Here is a 19,416-nt window from a genome sequence, read left to right on the forward strand (position 1 = left end):
CTATACGTGTTAATGCGCTTTAAAAAGTATAGTCACTGCTCATATTTGCAGTAGCCACATTTTTATATCCTCTATTTACCCTTAGTACATATGCTCATGTCCGGTTTTACCCTTAAAGGTGTAGTAGGCAAAAGCGGTATAACTCAGGATAATCGGTAGCATTATGACGGCACCAACTAACATAAAGGATAGTGAGGTGTCAGCTGCGGCTGCCTCATAAATCGTCATCTGATACGGTACGATGTATGGGAACATGGCGAAACAAACCCCGATATAGCCCATCAAAAACAGTGCCACAGTCAACAAGAAAGGACGATATTCGCGCTCGCCACTTAAGTCTTTACGCATCAAGAAAAATAATAGTAAAACTATAATTGGCATTGGCGCTAGATATAATAGACCTGGGAAGCCAAACCAGCCTTCGAGGGCATTAATGTCTGAAAAATACATAAACGCTGTGACGACGATCATTGCCACTACCAAAGCAGACAGCATCCAGCCAGACACTTTGCGTGCCCAGACTTGTAGGGTATGCTCAGTTTTGATAATGAGCCATGTAGAGCCAAGTAAGGCGTAACCAATAATCATGGCAAAGCCGCAGACAATCGAGAAAGGCGTTAACCAATCAAATGGCCCACCAGTATAGAGACGGTTGCTTGCCTCAAGACCTTGTACAAGCGCCCCAAGCATAATACCTTGAGAGAATGTAGCAACGACTGAACCAACAAAAAAGAAAGTGTCCCATACGTGACGACGTGACGATGCTTTGAAGCGAAATTCAAATGCCACACCGCGCATTATTAGACCGAATAGCATAAAAGTAACAGGCAGATAAAGCCCCGTCATAATGATGCCATAAGCCACTGGGAAAGCAGCGAACAAGCCGCCGCCGCCTAATACTAGCCAAGTCTCGTTACCATCCCAAAACGGGGCAATAGAGTTCATAATGCGGCTACGGTTTTTATCTGAGCCAGCAAAGGGAAACAAGATGCCGCAGCCTAAATCAAAGCCATCAAGCAATACATAGATAAAGACGGATAGAGCGATCAGTCCGCCCCAAATTAAAGGTAAGTCTAATACATCACCGTAGTTAAACATTAGCGTAATCCTCCGTCATCGACGTCGTTTGCAGGAGTATCTATATCTTCTTCAGTACTCTTAGCAGGATTGCTATCGCCACTGAGCGCACGACCTTGGCTTTCGGTCACTGAGTGCTCATAGAAATTATCATCGGCAGGGTCTTCGTACGGTTTTGGCCCTTGAGCGATCAAGCGTAGAATATAAAAACTGCCTGCACCGAAGACAAATATATAGAGAACAATAAAACCAATCAACGTGGTTGCTACTTGCTGTGCTGCGAGCGGTGACATACTTTCTGCGGTGCGTATCACACCATATACAGTCCATGGTTGACGTCCTGTCTCGGTCACAAACCAGCCCGCCAATAATGCGATAAAGCCAAGTGGCGTCATCATCATCCAAGCACGGTGGAACCAGACACTTTCGGGATTATATTGCTGTTTTTTAAAGTATTTATAGAGACTAAATAAGCCGACTAGCACCATTAACATGCCAATACCAACCATGATACGAAATGCCCAGAATACAATCATCACCGGTGGTTGGTCTTCAGGTGCCCAGTTTTTTAGACCTTTTACTTCGCCATCTAACGAATGGGTAAGAATCAAACCTGAAACATAGGGAATGCTTATTTCATATTTATTGGTCTGGTTTTCTTGGTCGGGAATAGCAAATAGGCGTAACGCTGCGCCGCGCTCATCCTCCCAAATACCTTCCATTGCTGCGACTTTGGCTGGCTGATGCTCTAAAGTGTTTAGACCATGCTCATCGCCAATCAATACTTGAGCGGGTGCGACAAATATCGCCATAATCATGGCCATACCTAGCATAACGCGACCGTGCTGGCGATGTTCAGTATGCTTTTTAGATTGAATATAATAAGCACCAACCCCGCCAATGACAAAGGCTGTCGTCAAGAATGCCGCTGTCATCATATGAGCATAGCGGTAAGGGAATGAAGGCTAAAAATGATCTCAAGCCAGTTGGTAGGATATAAAAGACCATCTGCGCCCATCATAAAGCCTTGCGGCGTCTGCATAAAGCTGTTGGCGGCTAAAATCCAAAAGCCTGAAATCAGTGTACCAATGGCGACAATGGCAGTGGAAGCAAAGTGCATACGTTTGCTCACGCGCCCCCAACCAAATAGCATAATACCTAAAAAGGACGCTTCTAAGAAAAACGCGGTCAATACTTCGTAGGCGAGTAGTGGCCCCAAGACGTTACCGGCTTTGTCAGAAAAGACCGCCCAGTTAGTACCGAACTGGTAGGACATTACTACACCAGATACCACGCCCATACCGAATACCACGGCAAATATTTTGACCCAATGCTTGTAGACTTCAGCATAGATAGCTCGCCTGTTTTGAGCCAACGAAATTCAAGTACCGTCAACCAGCTGGCAAGTCCGATAGAAAAAGCGGGAAAAACAATATGAAACGAGATAACAAAAGCGAATTGGATACGCGCGAGCATCAGCGCATCGAGCTGGTCAATCATAAACGTAGCGAACATAAACGGTTACCCTTATCTGTTAGCTGAATAGCGCTGGCTTCCATAAAACGCTCAAGTAACTGCCCGCAATCGTCTATAGATTAAGGTAAAAAGTAGTACGGGCAATGGCTCAGTGTTGATTAGCGAGCAATCTTAGGGATAGAGTGCGGCTAAGCTAACGACTGTTTAGCTGAATTAAGTAATTTATATCCCTATAAATTAATACATTACTGTCAGGTGCTGTCAATATATTATGCGCTTCCCTCGATACACACGCAAGCTGCGCAACAGATTGGTCGCATACCTGATAGTCATTAAAAACTGCTGAGATAAACCCAGATATATCAGACTAATCGCTTGGCAAAACAAGATGTTATCAAGTTCACCTTAATAACAGTAATGTTTTATTTTTGTCCTAGTATAGGCACAAATATCCAACAGAGTACAAAGTTGCAAAGCCATCTGCTTTACTCTTAATTTTAAAGTGCAAAGACCAGTGCAGTGCTATATGACACAAGCAATCATTATTCCTGCAATTGTTTATGTAAAATCTGGCGCAATGTCAAAATAGTTTGCGGGTTAGTTTGAATGCTATGACCACCGCTGATAATCGTCTCAGAGGCCGCGCCATCAAGATGAGCGCTGGTATAAGGAACAATACCATCTGAGAGACGTTCAGTTAGCGCTTGGCTGATATCTTCATTGACAGTGACGGCTGCAACCAGTGGTTGGGCAGAGAGCTTTGAGCTATCAGAAGGCTACTGGTAACGCCTGTCTCATCTTTGCTGTCTTCTTCTACTGCTTGCGATAAATCAACCTTTGCACCAGCTGGCTGCATTTGCGCCAGTCCTTTGGTAATATCGGCATCATTATTGGCAATGATAGAATGATAGGTCACACGATCATTGATGGTGATGTCTTTCGTCAGCTGTATAAAAGAGGATTTGTCGCTCAGCTGACTTGCGCCATTTTGTAAATATAGCGCACCCAAAGGATTTTGTGCCAAATCACCTTGCGTGGCAATGGTTGCTAAGTTGTCCGTGACAGTTTTTACCAAACCGACTGGCAAATAAACGATACGGCGCAGTGCCCGAGTGAACCAGCGATCTGCATAGTCAGTTCCGCGAAAAGGCGCTGATAAAAAGACAGCCGTATCTACTTGTGGTAAGGCTTTTAGCTCAAAGCGTTCTTTTAGCTGATCTTCGCCAAATGATGCTTTAAGTGCGTCACGAATCTTACGTTTTTCACTATCAGACAGCACATTTTGATCGTCTAGTCTATCTAGGTCATCGACCAAGTTTTCATCAGATAGCATCATGCGGGCGATAATGGCACCCATACTATGACTGATAATCACGCTGTTTTTGCTGGCGCGATTTTGTCCTTTAGGATCAGTTTGCTCGTAGGTGTTGTTGATTAACTGCTGTATTTGATAACGGTTTTCTAAAATGGGCAAATTGGTTGGATAGAATATCTGCCACACTTGATAGTTATCACGCAACTTATCGTCGTTGAGAATATCGTTGGTTAAATTGACCCAAGTGGCAGGGCTAGAAGCCAAACCATGCAGCATAATCAGGACGCGCTTATTGGGATCATAAGGCTCAAGCATGAATAATTTGGGCAGTCTGGCCTCTGGCTGGCGAGTGATTAAATTGAGATAACCGACGCCATCTAGCTGGTTCTCAGACAGCCACAAGCCATAACCTGCAGAAAAGTTAGCCGCCAGTGGATAGTCACTATTAAGGATATTGACGCTTTCGCTTTGGTATGGGTTGTATAAATGAATATCGAGCTTGCGACTGCTTAGTACATCCAGCACGCTATCGCCGCTTGGTTCAATCAATCCTGTTAATAGCAAATGTCCAGTAGGGTAGATGCGCGAACTTGGCTTGCTCTCATCTGTGTCTCCATCTTTCTCATTGGTCAATCGACCTGACAATGATGACACTAATAATTGGCGAATCGTGGTGGTATAGCGGTCATCCAGTGAGGCCACCAAGCTGATACCTAAGCCTGGACGTTTGCTAATTGAGTTAAGCCCAGAGAGGCGTAATTCGTAAGTGGAAACCAAGTCTGCTAGTGCAGAGGTTTGCTTATGTGCATTTTGCAAATAGTTATTTTCATTAGGCAAATAAACACCAAGATCATAATCATCAATTTGTATTTTCATGACGTTGACTTGATCGGTAGGTTTGCCCTTGAGCGGTGAGTAATTGGCAATCGCGGCTTGGCTACTGTTATTAAGATTGCTAGCGGATGTGGGCAAATAGTCTACTTTGGTGCCGCCCATCAATTTATTTGAGCCGTTGGTTGATCTATAAAGCTGGGTTATCACATCATTACTGGCGGCATTATAGATGTCTTGGGTCTGAATATCGGTGTCATTTGGAATACGGTTCTGTGACTGAGAGGGACTTTTATCTTGATCTGCGCCCTCAAAATCATGCGTCAAACTGTCATAAAATAAATAGGTATAACTGGATTTGATAGCATCGAATAATCGCTCTTGATAACCTGTTAGACAGCGATTGGTGTTTTCTTGCTGGACTTTAGCTTCTGTATCTTCTAAAGGTGCGTTGGCATAATAAGGATCAAGTGGCGGGCGAGCCAGCGCATTACGGCAGTCCTGAGAGGCAGAAAGCTGTCGCGCTTTTGCGTAGTGTAACTCTGCAAAAACTGCTAAAGCAGGACGGTAGTGTTCATTCAAAATACTATCAGTAAGCTGAGTGAGGCATAAATCAAACTGCTGCATACAGGCTTGCTCATTGAGCCCTGCCGATAAGAGCGCTGATGCCGTGTCACTGCTTAATTTTTTGGTAGTGACGATATTACCGCGCTGCGCAGTAATCGTCTTCGCTGACGCTTGCTTATTCACTGATACCGTACTGCACGCAGGTAGTAATGCTACCGCGGCTATCAAGGCGACTGATGTGATCGAAAATGGGGTTTTCTTAGCATGCGTCACCATATTTTTGATAGGGCTAGCGAAAGTCATAGGTGAGTCCAGTTAGTCGTAAAAGCATGATTGAGTCAGTAATTTATAAGAAGAAGTGTAGCGTAACTTTTCGCATTAAACTATTTTATTTAAATTTCAAAAATACGGTTTAAACTTCGATAATTGAATCGAACACGCATTTAAATAAGGTAGACAGCAAGTTGGATTCAATGGAGTTTTGCTAGACATAAAAAAGCCCCTGACTCTATATTGAAGTAATTTCTATATAAAGTCAGGGGCTTAGTCGAGTCAATCTAGCTTATGGAGCAATCATGGAATTTGGTAAATTTACTTAATGAGATTTAAATACCCAATCAATGTTAAGCACTAGGCTTAACATTGATGTCAGGCGCAGGTATATCCCAGATGTAGAATTTACCCTCTTCAATAAGTTTGATTTGCTGACGAATGATGTCATTGTTAGGGTTTTTCTGTTCAAGACGACGCAAGCGCTCTAATGCATTATCGCGGCGGTCACTTAATAAGTCTGACTGTGCCAAGCTTTGCTCTGCTTCGGTATAGCCAAGAGACACTGCGCGGTCTAGGTATTTTTGACCTTCTTTGAAGCCGCCGCCTTCTGACAACATCATGCCGTATAAGAAGTTGGCTTCGCCGCTATCAGGTTGCAGTTTAATGGCACGGTCAACATATTTTCCACCGCGTATCGTATAGTCTGATCCCAAATCTAAGTTACGTCCCATGCCATTGAGTTTAGCGGCACGAATCAATACATCATAAGAGGCATTTGGTGATTCAGCATAAGGCTGTATCCATTCAGCCAATACTTTGATTTTTTCACGCGTATAATGGCGCTGTGAGCGGTTAGGGAAGTTTGGTGGGTAATGACGGGCATTAGGTGAGACGTCTTCGATGAAGTCATCAAGCAAGCTCACGTCTAGCTGATCGTTGTTATTACCGTTTTGCTGAGGAATCAACACAGTCGGTACAAAGCTTACGTCTGACAATTGCACTTGCGGCGTTGGTATATTGGCAAGCTGACCACTACGCAGGTCGACACCAGTAGCGGTCAATGGACCAGGCTCATAAACTCGAGTGGTGCCAGTGAACTCAGGTATTTTTGGTGCTGGTACAACATCTTGTGGTTGCAATGTACTCATTGGCGCACGATACGGCTGAGCATTATTTGGCAAAGGAGCGCTTTGTGGAACACTACTGCTTTGAAGGTCAGTTGGTTGAGTATTGGCTGTCACCGCCGCAGTCGGTAAAGTGGATGGAGTACCCTCTTGTGCTGTACTAGCCGCAGTCGGTCGAGCAAGGCGAATCACACGTTTGCTAGAATCCATAGCGCTAGGCACCGATGTGGCAGTAGTATCGGTCTTTGCAGCATCTGTTGCCGCATTGGTTTCAGCCGCATTGACAGGCGCTGATAATAGCATGGCACAAGCTGTGGCCAGTGCTGTCAGAGTTGCCAGTTTAGGCGACTTGCTAGACGAACGGGCAGAGAGAGTCGATTGGTTGATGGCTTTCATAAAAATCGTTACCTTAATTTATTTAGTTGTTATTTAGCAATTGAATGGTTATTAGCTCATGTCTTTGCGGCAAAATCATACAAATTTTTAATACCCTAACAAATTCAACTGAGCGCTATCAGTAGTAGGATTGTTAATAGTAACGCGATAGCGTGTACGTTATGCCAGCGACAGCAGGGTAAATGAGAGCAATATCAATAATAAAGCGCACTGCACTTACCATCACAACGAACTTACCATCACAATCTATCGCTCAAAACCTGCTATCACAGATGGCAATTACAAGTGATATGCCGTGGCTTTCATGCGATTGGCCATCCAGCGCATAGTATGACGTACAGGCGGTGATAACGCTGCGCCGCCACTTGCTAATGCCAGCTCACGATGATGCAACTCTTCAATATCCATTTGTGCCAGTATCTCTTTTGAGCGTTTATCGTGCTCTGGTAATTGGGTGATATGGTCTTGTAAATGTTCGCTGACTTGAGCTTCTGTCTCTGCGACGAATCCCAAGCTAAATTCATTAGAGATGCACCCGCGACTGCGCCAAGACCGAAAGACATGCCATACCATAATGGCGTAAAGACACTGGCATGACTGCCAAGCTCGTCTAATCGCGTCTCGCACCAGACCAAATGATCGACCTCTTCTTCGGCTGATTGCTGCATGGCTTGCTTGACGCCGTTGTCTTTGGCGGCAAATGCTTGACCATGATACAGACCTTGCGCGCATACTTCACCAGTATGATTGATACGCATCAATCCGGCGACATGTCGCGCCTCGGTGATAGTGAGCTCAGGAATCTCGTCACTGCTGACTGGTAGTGGACGAGTGCTAGGGTTTGAATGTGGTACGACAGCTCGTAATGCCTTATCGACCCCAAGTAACAATTGGTCGACTTTGGATAAGGGACGCAGGGCCATGATTCACTCCTGATGGCTTAAATACGATCAAAAAATTAAACTTATCTGTTCTGCTAAAAACATTATCTGTTTTTCTAAAATAATGATAGTGATTAACGCATAGGTATTACTATAGCAAACAATCCAAATTATCAGCATCAATATTATCGGTTTGATAACACATTGATTGCTATAGCAGCATGTCAATCTTACTTATGGAGCCACTTCATCATGCGTTTGGATGACCGCATTTTTAATATGTTTATTGAGCTTACTGTATAAAAAGGCACCGAAGGCAATGTTTATGAGTCCTGTCACTAAAAATAGCTGAGGTAAATTGAATCCCAAAGCGTTCAAGATCACGATAGAGAAAATCGCTGAGGTGACCATAAATATCGCGTTAAAGATATTGTTGGCACCAACGACGCGCGCGCGGTGGCTCTTGGGTGCATAGGCCTGCATAGAGGCATATAACGGCACGATGTATAAACCGCCGCTAAAGCCCAAAAAGAATAAATCAGCAAACACGCGCCAGCTGCCACTCACCGCAAATAACTCACTGATGCCAAACAGAGTTGCATTATTCACATTGATGTTGAGACTTGACAGTGAAAAATACAAATCAATCGCAAAAATACTTAAGCCCGTGATACCAAAGGGCAAAAGACGTAAGCTGACTTGGTTTTTGGTTAGTGATTTGCATAATAATGAGCCAATCGACACACCAACAGAAAACAAGGTTAATAGGAAAATAACCACTGATTCATCACCATGTAAGATGACCTTGCTGAATTCTGGCGTTTGGGTCAAAAACGTCGCGCCATAAAACCAAAACCAGCTATTACCAAGGATGACAAAGAACAAAAAAGGCAATGAATATAAGTAGCGCACCGTCGCCACACTAGTGGTCACAATGTTCCAGTTGATTTTTAGGTTTGGCTGCATCGCTGGCATGTGGGGTATCAATCGTGCGACAAAATAACCCAATACGGCGATGACCAATACGGTCACACTTATCCAATAGAGCGGCTGTGTTATCTGGGTTAAAACACCCGCGATAATCATACCGAGTAAGATCGCTAACGATGTTCCCATTTGAAACAAACCATTAGCACCAACCAATTCATCTTCTTTCATCGCTTGTGGTAAGTAGCGTATTTAATAGGCCCGAAAAAAGTAGATTGAGTACCCATGAGAAACAACGCGACAAATAACAATGCATACCATTCAAACACGAACCTACTGCCGCAATCACCATAATTACGAATTCAAGCAATTTAATCAATCGTGTGAGTTTTGATTTTTCAAATTTATCCGCGATTTGTCCTGCCAGTGCAGAAAATAAAAAATAAGGTAAAATAAACAACATCGCGGCCAAGTTATTCAAAATACTGACTTCCATGCCCAACTGACTCGCAGCGGTGTAAGTCAAAACCAGTATGAGTGCTTGCTTAAAAATATTGTCATTAAACGCGCCCAAAAACTGGGTAAAAAACATGGCGCTAAAACGGCGGTGCTTAAATAATTGAAACTGATTGGCCATGAAAATTCCTACAGACGGGTCGCGGTTGCTAGATCAAAGAAAAGCGCTGTATACCGCTTTTCAAGTGAAAGTAATTATCGATATAATTATTAACAGTATCAAAAACTTATCGAAATATAGCATAGGTTTTATCAATATTAAGCCGTATAATAGCAAGGCTTTGGTAAAAATACATGCGCTCGACGCTATGATTTCATAATTATCTAAGTTATGATTTGTAAATTTTGCATGGTTGCGTCGCGAGGTGTGAGTAATGGCAAAGGCTTGCTACCACTTACGCATGTCCATATCTTGATAAAAACATGGTGCTAATCTGACACCAAGGTTTGCGTTATAAATGGTCATTATCCAAAGCAAGACAGTAAACCATAATTCAGCCAACGGCTATAAGTTTATTCACCGGTAAGACTAGGCGATTGTTATCGTTCATAATATTGTGCCGCGTGAGGTGATAGGAAATACACATGAAACACCAGCCTTCAACGCTCGCGCGCAATGTATCGATGATGCAGTGTGATACGGATAATGTTCGAGAGGATATTAAAATTCAAGATTTTCAGAGTGACCGTTTTCAAAAAACACGTCGTACAGCAGCTATGACAACTCATGCAATGCGCCGCGCATTCATTTTACGCGTTCAGTACTTTTCACTGCGCTAGCGACCAGCCTAGTGGGTTTCGGTATGGCACCTGCTGCATTGGCTGATACCACAAATAATGTCAGTTCTCCTAAACCACCTACGAGCAATCAAATAGCTGTCGATCAATCAAACAATCAATCAACCAGCACTCAATCGACCACACTGTCAGATGATGATACTCAGCTCGATATCGCTTTGGATGCATTGCGCCTAAAAAAGGCAGTAGAGCAGGGCATTATCGATCAGTCAGTATTGGATGAGTACAGCGAACAAAGCCTAGGCATTAAGAAGTCTGATGCTCAAGATAAAAGCGCTAAAAAACCAGATGCTCAGGGTATGGTCAATTCTCAGGTAAATGCCATGGATAATATGGCTGGCGCAAATGATGCTCAGCTCGATCTTTCTAATAGCGCCAATGATGACTTGTTGCAACAAGCCGCAGCCATACAGCAGCAGGGTTATCAGATGATGACGCCCGAGGAGATTAATCGTGAGCTGGCTGCGATGGACATGCAGAATGCCCAAGATATTGATGACATCACTAATAGTACGGACGTTAATAGCAGTACTGACATTAATAGTACCAACGTTAATAACAATTACAGTAACAATAATAATGATATCAGCAATAACGATCGCGATTTTGACGCGCCAATTGCTACATTAGATGATACAACCCCGCCTATTGGTTTAGATGTGGATTTGGATGCGACCAATCTGCCAGCTCCTAACAATCTTGAGACATTAGGTAGGAATGAGAGCGCCGCTGAACGCGCACAGACGGCTGAAGTTATGTCGCGTCCGATCGATGTTAGCGACTCTGTCAGTAGTGGACGCGTGGATGGAACCGGTACTTTCGATAATGAGATTGTCGCCAATGCCAGTGATGAGACCAATGAAGATGGTACAACGTCAGATATCATCAATCCTGATGACTACTTGCCAGACTATCAAGCGGACTCTCAGGGAATAAACCAGAGTATCGAACAAGCGAGTAAGCCCAAGCCAATGGCGCGTAATAAAGGCAATATCGTGAAACGCCTTTATAACCGTTTATTCAATGCAGGTGTGATGGCATTACCACATGTAGATACCACAATTTATCTACGGCAGGCGACCGCTGAAGGTACTGTCAATGGTAAGCCAAAGCTCACCAAAGCGGACAATGACGTTCAGCCCATGAAAAACATCAAGGCTGCCCTTGATGATACGACAGTTCAGTCAGTTACCGACTTTACGGCCGCCTTGCCACGCCTGCGCCAAACAGCATTAGAGGCAGCCCAAGCAGTAGGTTACTATGATATTACGTTACGCCTACGTCAGCGCAATGCTGACACGATCGATGTCATTATCGAAGAGCTGGGCGAGCCAGTACGTGTGGACAGCCGTATTGTTGAGATTCGCGGTGAAGGCAGTGAACAACCAGAATATATAGCACTTGAAAAAGACTTGCCGCCACAAGTAGGCGATATCTTCAATCACCGTGTTTATAAAGATAGCAAGGCGGCCCTTGAGTCGCTGAGTAATACTTATGGCTATTTTGATCAATATTGGCTCAACAAATCCGTCGATATTATCTTGCCAGATAATACTGCAGATGTGTCGCTGGTCTACAACACTGGGGATCGTTATGAGTTTGATGACGTTGTGTTTTTTACATACGATGAAGAAACCAATACCTTAACCCAAGATCCTGACAAGCTACCTGTTGAGTTGTCACTATTACAACAGTTGTTCGACTTTAAGCCCGGCGATCCTTTTTATCGTCCAGCGGTGACCGAGTTTAGCAATGACTTATCAGCGACTCGTTATTTTAATACAGTCAACGTTGAGTCGATATTGCCGCCAGATGAACGCAGTGAAGCCAGTACTTTGGCTTTTGATAACACACCTACCAATGATAGCGGCACACTCGACGACGATATTAATAGTGATGGCGCCTCAGACATTGCGGGCAATAATGGTGCTGAAAGTTCAGCTGCTTCTAATAGTAGCCGTGTTAATCAAGACAATAACGCTGATGATGGTGATGAAAATAACACAGAGAGTGAGGGTAATACGACTGCCAATAGCGGTGAAACAGTCAATCCCGCCGACATCGCGGCGATCGATTTTGAAGCTGATGCAGCAACACTTGATAAACTACAAGCTATCAAACAAAAAGCAGAGCGCTTGAGCCGCTTACCAAATGATCGTGTATTGGATGAAAAAGACCAAGAGGCGGACAATCTTTTGGGTAAAATAAGCGACGGCATCAGTAATATTGCGCAAAAAATATTCCCTGATGAAGAAAGCTTAATCACTGATGAAAACTTTGTACCACCAACGTTGGCTGGTCGAAAAACACCGCAACAAGTGGCAGAAAGTAAAAAAGTACCGTTGTATGTTTTTGTCTCTTCAAGTAAGCCGCGCGATGCCCAAGTAGGTCTTGGTTACGGCACAGATACGGGCGTGCGAGCGACGGCAAAAATAGACTATAATTTGCTCAATCGTAAAGGCTATCAAGCCGGTGCAGAGACCGAAGTTTCCAGAATTACTAAAAACGTCGCTGTTTATGCCAGTCGACCTTGGAAACATCCACTTAACGATAAATTAGATGCGCGTCTTACCTATGAAGAAGAGGTCATCGACCAAGGTGAAGGCAACTTCGACTTATCTACTACGACGCTAAAAGCAGCATTGGCGCGTAATATTCGCCGTGACAGTGGCTGGAATCGCAGCTACTCTGTGAATTACCGTTTAGATGAGCTAGAGACTGGGGTCGATGAAACAGAGTTGGACGATCTACCTATTCGCTTTACTTCCTCTAAGCCTAAGCAGCAAGCGCTGCTATTTGGTTATGGTATGAACAAAACCGACGTAGACAGCGTGACCAATCCGACTCGCGGTATGCGTCAGTATTACTCGCTTGAAGCAGGAGCTGATAAAGCCTTAGCGACACTAATATGGCAATCATTCGCGCGGGTGTCAGCGGCATTTATAGTTTTGGCGATGAGCAAAAGCATCAAGTGCTGGGCAGTCTGAATACAGGCTACATCTGGGCAGATGATTTTTATGATGTGCCTTATAAATTACGCTTCTTTGCGGGTGGCGATCAAAGTATTCGTGGTTATGACTATGAGAGCTTGTCACCGCTCGACAAGGGCTATTTGACTGGTGGGCAAGTGCTTGCGGTTGGTAGTGCAGAGTATAACTATGAATTTAAACCAGGATTCCGTGGGGCATTCTTCACTGATGTGGGTAATGCTTACGACAAAAACTTCGAGACTGAGACAAAGGTCGGCGTCGGTGTTGGTATCCGCTGGGCATCGCCAGTCGGTGTGGTACGAGTTGATGTGGCTGCTGGCGTGACAGAAGAAAGCATACCCGTTAGACTGCATTTCTTTATTGGCTCGCCTTTATAGCCATGTAATCCAGTAGTGACATCATTTAGCGCGTATTGAACATTATTAAGTCGTCTCCGTTAGTGACATAGAGACAGGTTCAATACGCGCTATTAGCAATATCCGTTGTATTTCTTATTTATCGTGCCGATTGCCGGTGACCATTCTTTAACGTAGTTGAGTGTCATGCTGACAAAAAATACCCCGCCTAATAACGCCCCAGATGAAGATCCAGCACAGCGCGACGCTCGTGCCGTCAGACGTTGGTATCCGCTGTCATTTTTGCTCAAATTACTGGTGCTTATTTTAATTGTGCTGGCCATCATGTTTGCCGTGTTTTTTTACGCAATGGGCACAGAGTCGGGTACGAAGTTTATATTAGAGAAAGTCAGTGCTGAGACGGGCATTGATTTTAAATATGGTCGCGGTAATTTACGTGATGGAATCTGGGTCACTGATATCGATATCAAGGCGACTGAAGACCTTGAAGTATTGGTTGATAAAGCTTATGTCAAGATAGGCTGGCGTGCGATATTTGCCAAAGAAGTGCATCTGCGTGATGCAGACATACAAACCATTGAGATTATCAATAACAAGCCACCAACGGGTGAGCCGTTCGATTATAAAACGTTACAGCTACCAGTGAACTTACGCTTTGATCACGCTAAAATAAAAAATATTACTTATAAACAAGTGACCAAAGAACCCATTGTTGTGCATGATATTGTTGCCCGTAATTTGACATGGGTCGGTAGCATGGTAACGGTTGGTCGCGGCGATTTACAATATGCTGATATCGTCAAAATCAGTGCCTTACAAGGTGAAATTGATTTACAAGGCGACTATCCGCTAGATTTAAGCGCGATTGCAGAAGTCAGTGCGCTAGAAAAAGCCTATGTTGACCCATTGAATATCACGGCAACAGGGACGTTAAAACGTACGGTTGGTAAAGTTCGTAGTCGCTACAATGACAGCGATGTTAGCGGTGATTTTGTTGTCCAAGGATTGGATCAGGATTCGCCATTCCAGGCAAAATTGCAATGGGATGATATTTTGATCCTTATGCGGAAAGCCAAAAAATTCGTTTAAAAAGTGGTACTGCTACCGCGACAGGGGTTATCTCTGAAATACGTCTGCGTATCAATACTGAGCTGACAGCTAAAGACATTCCGTCCGGTCACTATCAAGGTCGAGCCGTTATTGCAAACAGTCAGTTGCGTATTGATCGCTTAGATGCTCAGGTGCCAGCTGGAAATTTAATTCTGCAAGGTATTTTAGATTGGCAAGACAGTTTTGATGCAAAAGTGCGAGCGACAGGTAGCAATTTTGATATTCGCCGCGTTATTCCTGATGACTATGCTGATTTCAAAGCATATGCACCGCAAAAGCTGAATGGTCGACTTTCATTACATTATCAGCAGAAAAACAGCACTGGTAACATAGAGCTTGATGCAGATTTGCGTCAACGTGATGGCGAGCATGTGAATGCTAATATCGTCCAAGGCAAAACATCAGCGAAGTCGACACAGGTAGCGCCTTGGTATATCGATGCCAAATGGCAAAACCTAATCCGCCGCGATGTGCCTAATATCGGTAATATTGATAGTCCGCGTGGACAGGCGGATGTCATCATTCGTGGCTCACGGTTATCAGTAGATGCCAATGCGGTCATTAATGAATTGAATGCCGCTCCTAAAGGCAACTATGATGTGCGCGTGCGCAAAGCTGGGGATGTCATCGACATCAATCGCCTGAATTATAAAGGAGTCGTGGGCGACTTATCAGGTACTGGGCAGATTCAATTGGCAAATAAAAAGCGTCCGCTCACATGGCAGATAGATGCGCGTACCAATGGATTATTGCCCAAACAGTATCGCAGTGATTTGCCGCTTGAGCGCCTAACCGGTAGTGTCAGCGCGCGTGGTCGTTTATTGACTATTACTAAAGGTGGCGTTAGTGGTCAGCGTCATATTATCACCTTAAACAAGACCGACTTGCAGGCGCAACTTGATGCGACTCAAGATGGCCGTGCTATTGGCATAACGGGTGCAGGTGATGCCAAAATCGATATCGTTGGTGGCGAGCTGTCTATGTTCGATGCGCGCTTCAAGGGACAAGTCGATACTGCAGATGTACCAAAAGGACGCCTATCTATTGATGCGGCTGGCACGCCAAAGTTTATCAGTATTCGTAAGCTCAATTACAACGGTGAAGCGGGCGCAGTGAATGCCAAAGGTGTCATCGATTTGCGTAAAAATATCGGCTGGACGATAGATGGTCGCTTCGACAAGTTTAATTTGGGTTATTTTTTACCCAATAATCCCGCGATTATTACTGGTGATTTGAAAACCAGTGGCGAGTGGCAAACTGCGCCTAAGAATAGTAAAAATGCCGCAGGCAAACTGCAACGTTTTGCGGTGAATTTCGATGGAGTGCTAGATGCTGAGCAACTGCCAGCAGGCAAGCTAACCATTGATGCCAGTGGCGATGACCAGCTGATTCGTATCAAGCGTTTCCGTCATGTGGGCGCGGCAGGCAGTATTGATGCCAAAGGGACGGTTGATGTACGTCAAGGCATTGCGTGGATATTGACGCAGTGATGGATCGTTTTAATATTGGTTATTTCCTTAAAGATACCCCAAGCCTTATCACCGGCACTATCGATACGGATGGGCGCTGGAGTGACTCGCAGCAAATCATTAATATCAAAAAAATTGATTTAAGAGGCATGTTAAAGGGTCAACCGCTTAGTGCCAAGGGTAGCTTAGCGGCGAAGATGCGTCTGCCAAAAGATTTGGCAAGCTATTTCAAGCGCCTACAAACGCAAGATGCACAGGCGCAATATAAGCAAGTAAATGCCTTGATAGACAGCTTAAACGCGGATAATTTAGTGCTACGTTGGGGTGATAATTATGTTACTGCTAATGGCAATGCTAAGCAATTACAAACCAAAATTAACATCACCAGTCTGGATCAGTTGTCAGATAAATTGGCTGGCAAAGTCACTGGCGGTGCGACCTTATCACAGCCAGTAGGACAAGCGCTGCCAACCATTTATATCGATTTAGTCGGTGAGCGAATTGCACTGCCGGGCTTTATTTTGCGCCAAGGTCGCGTGCGCGGTAAGCTGGTCAATTTAGCAAACAGCCCAAGTCAGCTTATTATCACCGCTGAAGGTTTAGATGCAGCTGGACAGAGTTTTAAAAGCGTTAAAGCGACTTTTAATGGTACTGAGCAAGCGCATGTGGTCAATCTTGACGTTGCCAATGAGCAGCTCACGATTGGCGCAAGGCTTAAAGGCGGCTTCAATCGAAATAAACTGAGCTGGTCTGGCGTCATCGGTAAGGGCCGTGTTCAATCTAAATATGCGACCTTAAATCAGTTACAGCCAGCGCAGTTAATTGTGAATTTACCCAACAATCAAAATGGCAATACTACCGATTTAAAAGTACAGTTGGCAGCGCACTGCTGGCAAGCCACCGATCAAACGGGCAAGGTGTGCTTACGTGAAAACTTAATCGCGTCACCTGATAAAGGTGAGGTGAATATCGCCTTGCAAAATCTAGATACGTCATTACTATCGGTCTTTTTACCCAAAGATATCGACTGGCATGGCAAAATTAATGGTAAGGCGATTGTTGGCTGGCAACGTGGTCGTCCACCGACGATTAATACTACCCTGTATTCAGACAACGGCAAAATCGGTTTGATTCAAGATGGTGATAGTTTACCCGTCACTCTGCCTTATAAGCGGGTCTCACTGATTGCACTGTCCGTCCCTGAAGGCATCAAACTACGTACCGATATCAATACTGGTGGCGGTGCGCGTGGTTATGCTGAAGTGGTCGTTGATCCTTATAAGACGCCTAAGCCAATTTCGGGCGCTTTAGTATTGAATGAGCTTAACCTTGCGATATTCAAGCCTTTCTTCCCAGGTATGCGAGTGCTAGAGGGCAATGTCACGATGGCAGGAGGATTGGGCGGTACATTAGATAAGCCGCAATTCTATGGCGATGTGAAACTTGCTAATGGCCGTATTGCGATGCTTGATTTGCCCATTAATTTAACCAATGTAAATACTGACGCCAAAATTCGTGGTACGCAAGCGACTATTGATGGAACCTTCAGCAGTGGTACGGGTAAAGGGGTTTTGACTGGTACCGTTAATTGGCAACAAAAACTCCAAGCCAAGCTTAGCGTTAGCGGCGAGCGTTTGGTGATTACTCAGCCACCATTGTTAGTGGCAGAAATCAATCCTGATATTGATATCATCGTGCGTCCAGGCGATCGTTATGTCGATATTAAAGGGGCGGTCAGCGTACCGTCAGCGACCATTCGTCCGCCAGAAGCCAGCGAAGATATCATTACTCAAACTGAAGATGCTGTGGTTCTTGATCGTCGTCTTATTGGCAATATTGACGAGGTATTGGCAATATCGAAACCTTGGTCAATCAATGCGGATATCGGTGTCGACTTGGGTGATGATATCAACTTCCGTGGTTTTGGTGCCGTTATTCCTTTAGCTGGTGCGATTAATATCACTCAAAATGGCACGGGTGTCATGCGTGCAAAAGGGGTGGTGCAAGTATCACGTCGTACCAATATCAACGCTTTTGGTCAGAACCTAGAGCTTAACTACGGACAAGTGCGCTTCAACGGTGATGTGATGAAACCTAACCTCAGTATTGAGGCGGTTAAAACGATCAGTGGTAAAACCGTAGGTGTGCGTGTCAAAGGCAATACAGAAAGCCCCAATATTATTGTCTTTAATAATGCAGGTTTGACCCAACAGCAGGCGATGAATGCTTTGGTGACAGGTCGAATTAATAACAAGGGCGCCACCCAAATCAGTGAGCAAGGCTTTAAATCGCAAGTGACGAATAACCTAGCCGCCGCGGGCTTAAGCTTTGGACTGAGTGGCACGCGCAATCTAACCAATCAGATCGGTCAGATTTTTGGTTTTCAGAGTTTGACCGTTGATGCCTCAGGCAGTAGTGAAGACACCAACGTCAACGTCACCGGTTATGTGACGCCTGACTTGTATATACGCTACGGAGTAGGGGTGTTTAATGCTCAAAATAGCTTATCCATTCGTTATCAGTTAACTCGACGTATTTATGTAGAGGCAACCTCAGCGGCAGAAAACGCGGTGGATGTGGTTTACAGCTGGCAGTTCTAAATCGCATTGTCTTATCCAATAAAAAACGCCTTTGAATGAAGGCGTTTTTATAGGTAGGCTAGGGCGTGTCCTCAATTCAATCGATAGTTATCTAAATGGGTTAAAAATGGCTAAATCTTGCCAAACGGCGTCAAATAGCTGACTAATATCTCGATATTAGTCAGCTATTTTCCTTGTTTGACTGCAATTTATCTCATTTTTATCACCATTTTTAAAACGAGGACACGCCCTAATATTGATGATCAATGATATTAATCTATTTAGTCAGGATTAAGCGATTATTACGTGTTAAACGTAATCGATACTCTTCACCCTCATGCTCGATACGCACTTCTTTAGTGAGTGCAAATAAGTGTTGTGATTGCAAAGTTGGTAAACGGTTTTCACGGCAATTCAAGTAACGAGAGATAACCATGCTCATAGTAAATTCCTTTTGATAAAAAATGGCTGAATAGTAATGGCGATACAGTAACTATCTTTAACGATAATAATTATCATTTACATTGAAGGATTTTGCAAGGTAATTGATAAAATAAAATGCAGTCATTGTGTAAACTTATCTAAAGCAACTTTTGTAAATGAGATCTAACTAAATAAAAATCAGCTAATTGTTATTATAAATCAATAGGTTGGTTTTAAATCGACTTGGTTTTTTGAAAATATAAACCAATCAGATTACACTTTAAAAAAACAGTAATAAAGGAGACGCC

General features: G+C 44.1%; 4 protein-coding genes and 6 pseudogenes. 3 read left to right on the top strand and 7 right to left on the bottom strand.

Annotated features, from left to right (window positions below):
- Positions 1-81: 81 nt before the first annotated feature.
- The 6 genes and pseudogenes from cydB to TT12_RS02340 form a co-directional block, all read right to left on the bottom strand.
- Complete coding sequence (gene cydB / locus TT12_RS02315) at positions 82-1,098, bottom strand: cytochrome d ubiquinol oxidase subunit II (protein WP_045445007.1); 1,017 nt, start codon at positions 1,096-1,098, stop codon at positions 82-84.
- Positions 1,098-2,592, bottom strand: a pseudogene (locus tag TT12_RS02320) (cytochrome ubiquinol oxidase subunit I). The gene cydB and the pseudogene TT12_RS02320 overlap by 1 nt, the downstream one beginning before the upstream one ends.
- 503 nt (positions 2,593-3,095) lie before the next feature.
- A pseudogene (locus tag TT12_RS02325) lies at positions 3,096-5,542 on the bottom strand (esterase/lipase family protein).
- A gap of 347 nt (positions 5,543-5,889) precedes the next feature.
- Positions 5,890-7,059, bottom strand: coding sequence for a hypothetical protein (locus tag TT12_RS02330; protein WP_045451818.1), 1,170 nt, complete (start codon positions 7,057-7,059; stop codon positions 5,890-5,892).
- 279 nt (positions 7,060-7,338) lie between these two features.
- A pseudogene (gene coq7 / locus TT12_RS02335) lies at positions 7,339-7,976 on the bottom strand (2-polyprenyl-3-methyl-6-methoxy-1,4-benzoquinone monooxygenase).
- 198 nt (positions 7,977-8,174) lie between these two features.
- Positions 8,175-9,504 (bottom strand): annotated as a pseudogene (locus TT12_RS02340) (MFS transporter).
- A 464-nt stretch (positions 9,505-9,968) separates the two neighbouring features.
- On the opposite strand from TT12_RS02340, the gene TT12_RS16210 reads away from it, so the two are divergent.
- From TT12_RS16210 to TT12_RS19245, 3 genes and pseudogenes are all read left to right on the top strand, one after another.
- Entirely contained in the window at positions 9,969-10,163 is a 195-nt protein-coding gene (locus TT12_RS16210) for a hypothetical protein (protein WP_045451824.1), read from the top strand.
- Positions 10,127-13,548 (top strand): annotated as a pseudogene (locus tag TT12_RS02355) (autotransporter assembly complex protein TamA). Before TT12_RS16210 ends, TT12_RS02355 begins: the two are co-directional and overlap by 37 nt.
- A 165-nt stretch (positions 13,549-13,713) precedes the next feature.
- A pseudogene (locus TT12_RS19245) lies at positions 13,714-18,706 on the top strand (translocation/assembly module TamB domain-containing protein).
- 256 nt (positions 18,707-18,962) lie between these two features.
- On the opposite strand, the gene hemP reads toward TT12_RS19245, so the two are convergent.
- Positions 18,963-19,121, bottom strand: a complete 159-nt coding sequence (hemP, locus tag TT12_RS15155; protein WP_227672156.1) for a hemin uptake protein HemP — start codon at positions 19,119-19,121, stop codon at positions 18,963-18,965.
- Positions 19,122-19,416: the final 295 nt, after the last annotated feature.

Origin of the sequence: Psychrobacter sp. JCM 18903, from assembly GCF_000586475.1 — a bacterium.
In the GTDB taxonomy this organism is placed as follows: domain Bacteria; phylum Pseudomonadota; class Gammaproteobacteria; order Pseudomonadales; family Moraxellaceae; genus Psychrobacter.

Coding starts and splice junctions, on each gene's coding strand:
- hemP (WP_227672156.1), bottom strand. CDS start 19,121: ATGGTTATCTCTCGTTACTTGAATTGCCGTGAAAACCGTTTACCAACT.
- TT12_RS16210 (WP_045451824.1), top strand. CDS start 9,969: ATGAAACACCAGCCTTCAACGCTCGCGCGCAATGTATCGATGATGCAG.
- TT12_RS02330 (WP_045451818.1), bottom strand. CDS start 7,059: ATGAAAGCCATCAACCAATCGACTCTCTCTGCCCGTTCGTCTAGCAAG.
- cydB (WP_045445007.1), bottom strand. CDS start 1,098: ATGTTTAACTACGGTGATGTATTAGACTTACCTTTAATTTGGGGCGGA.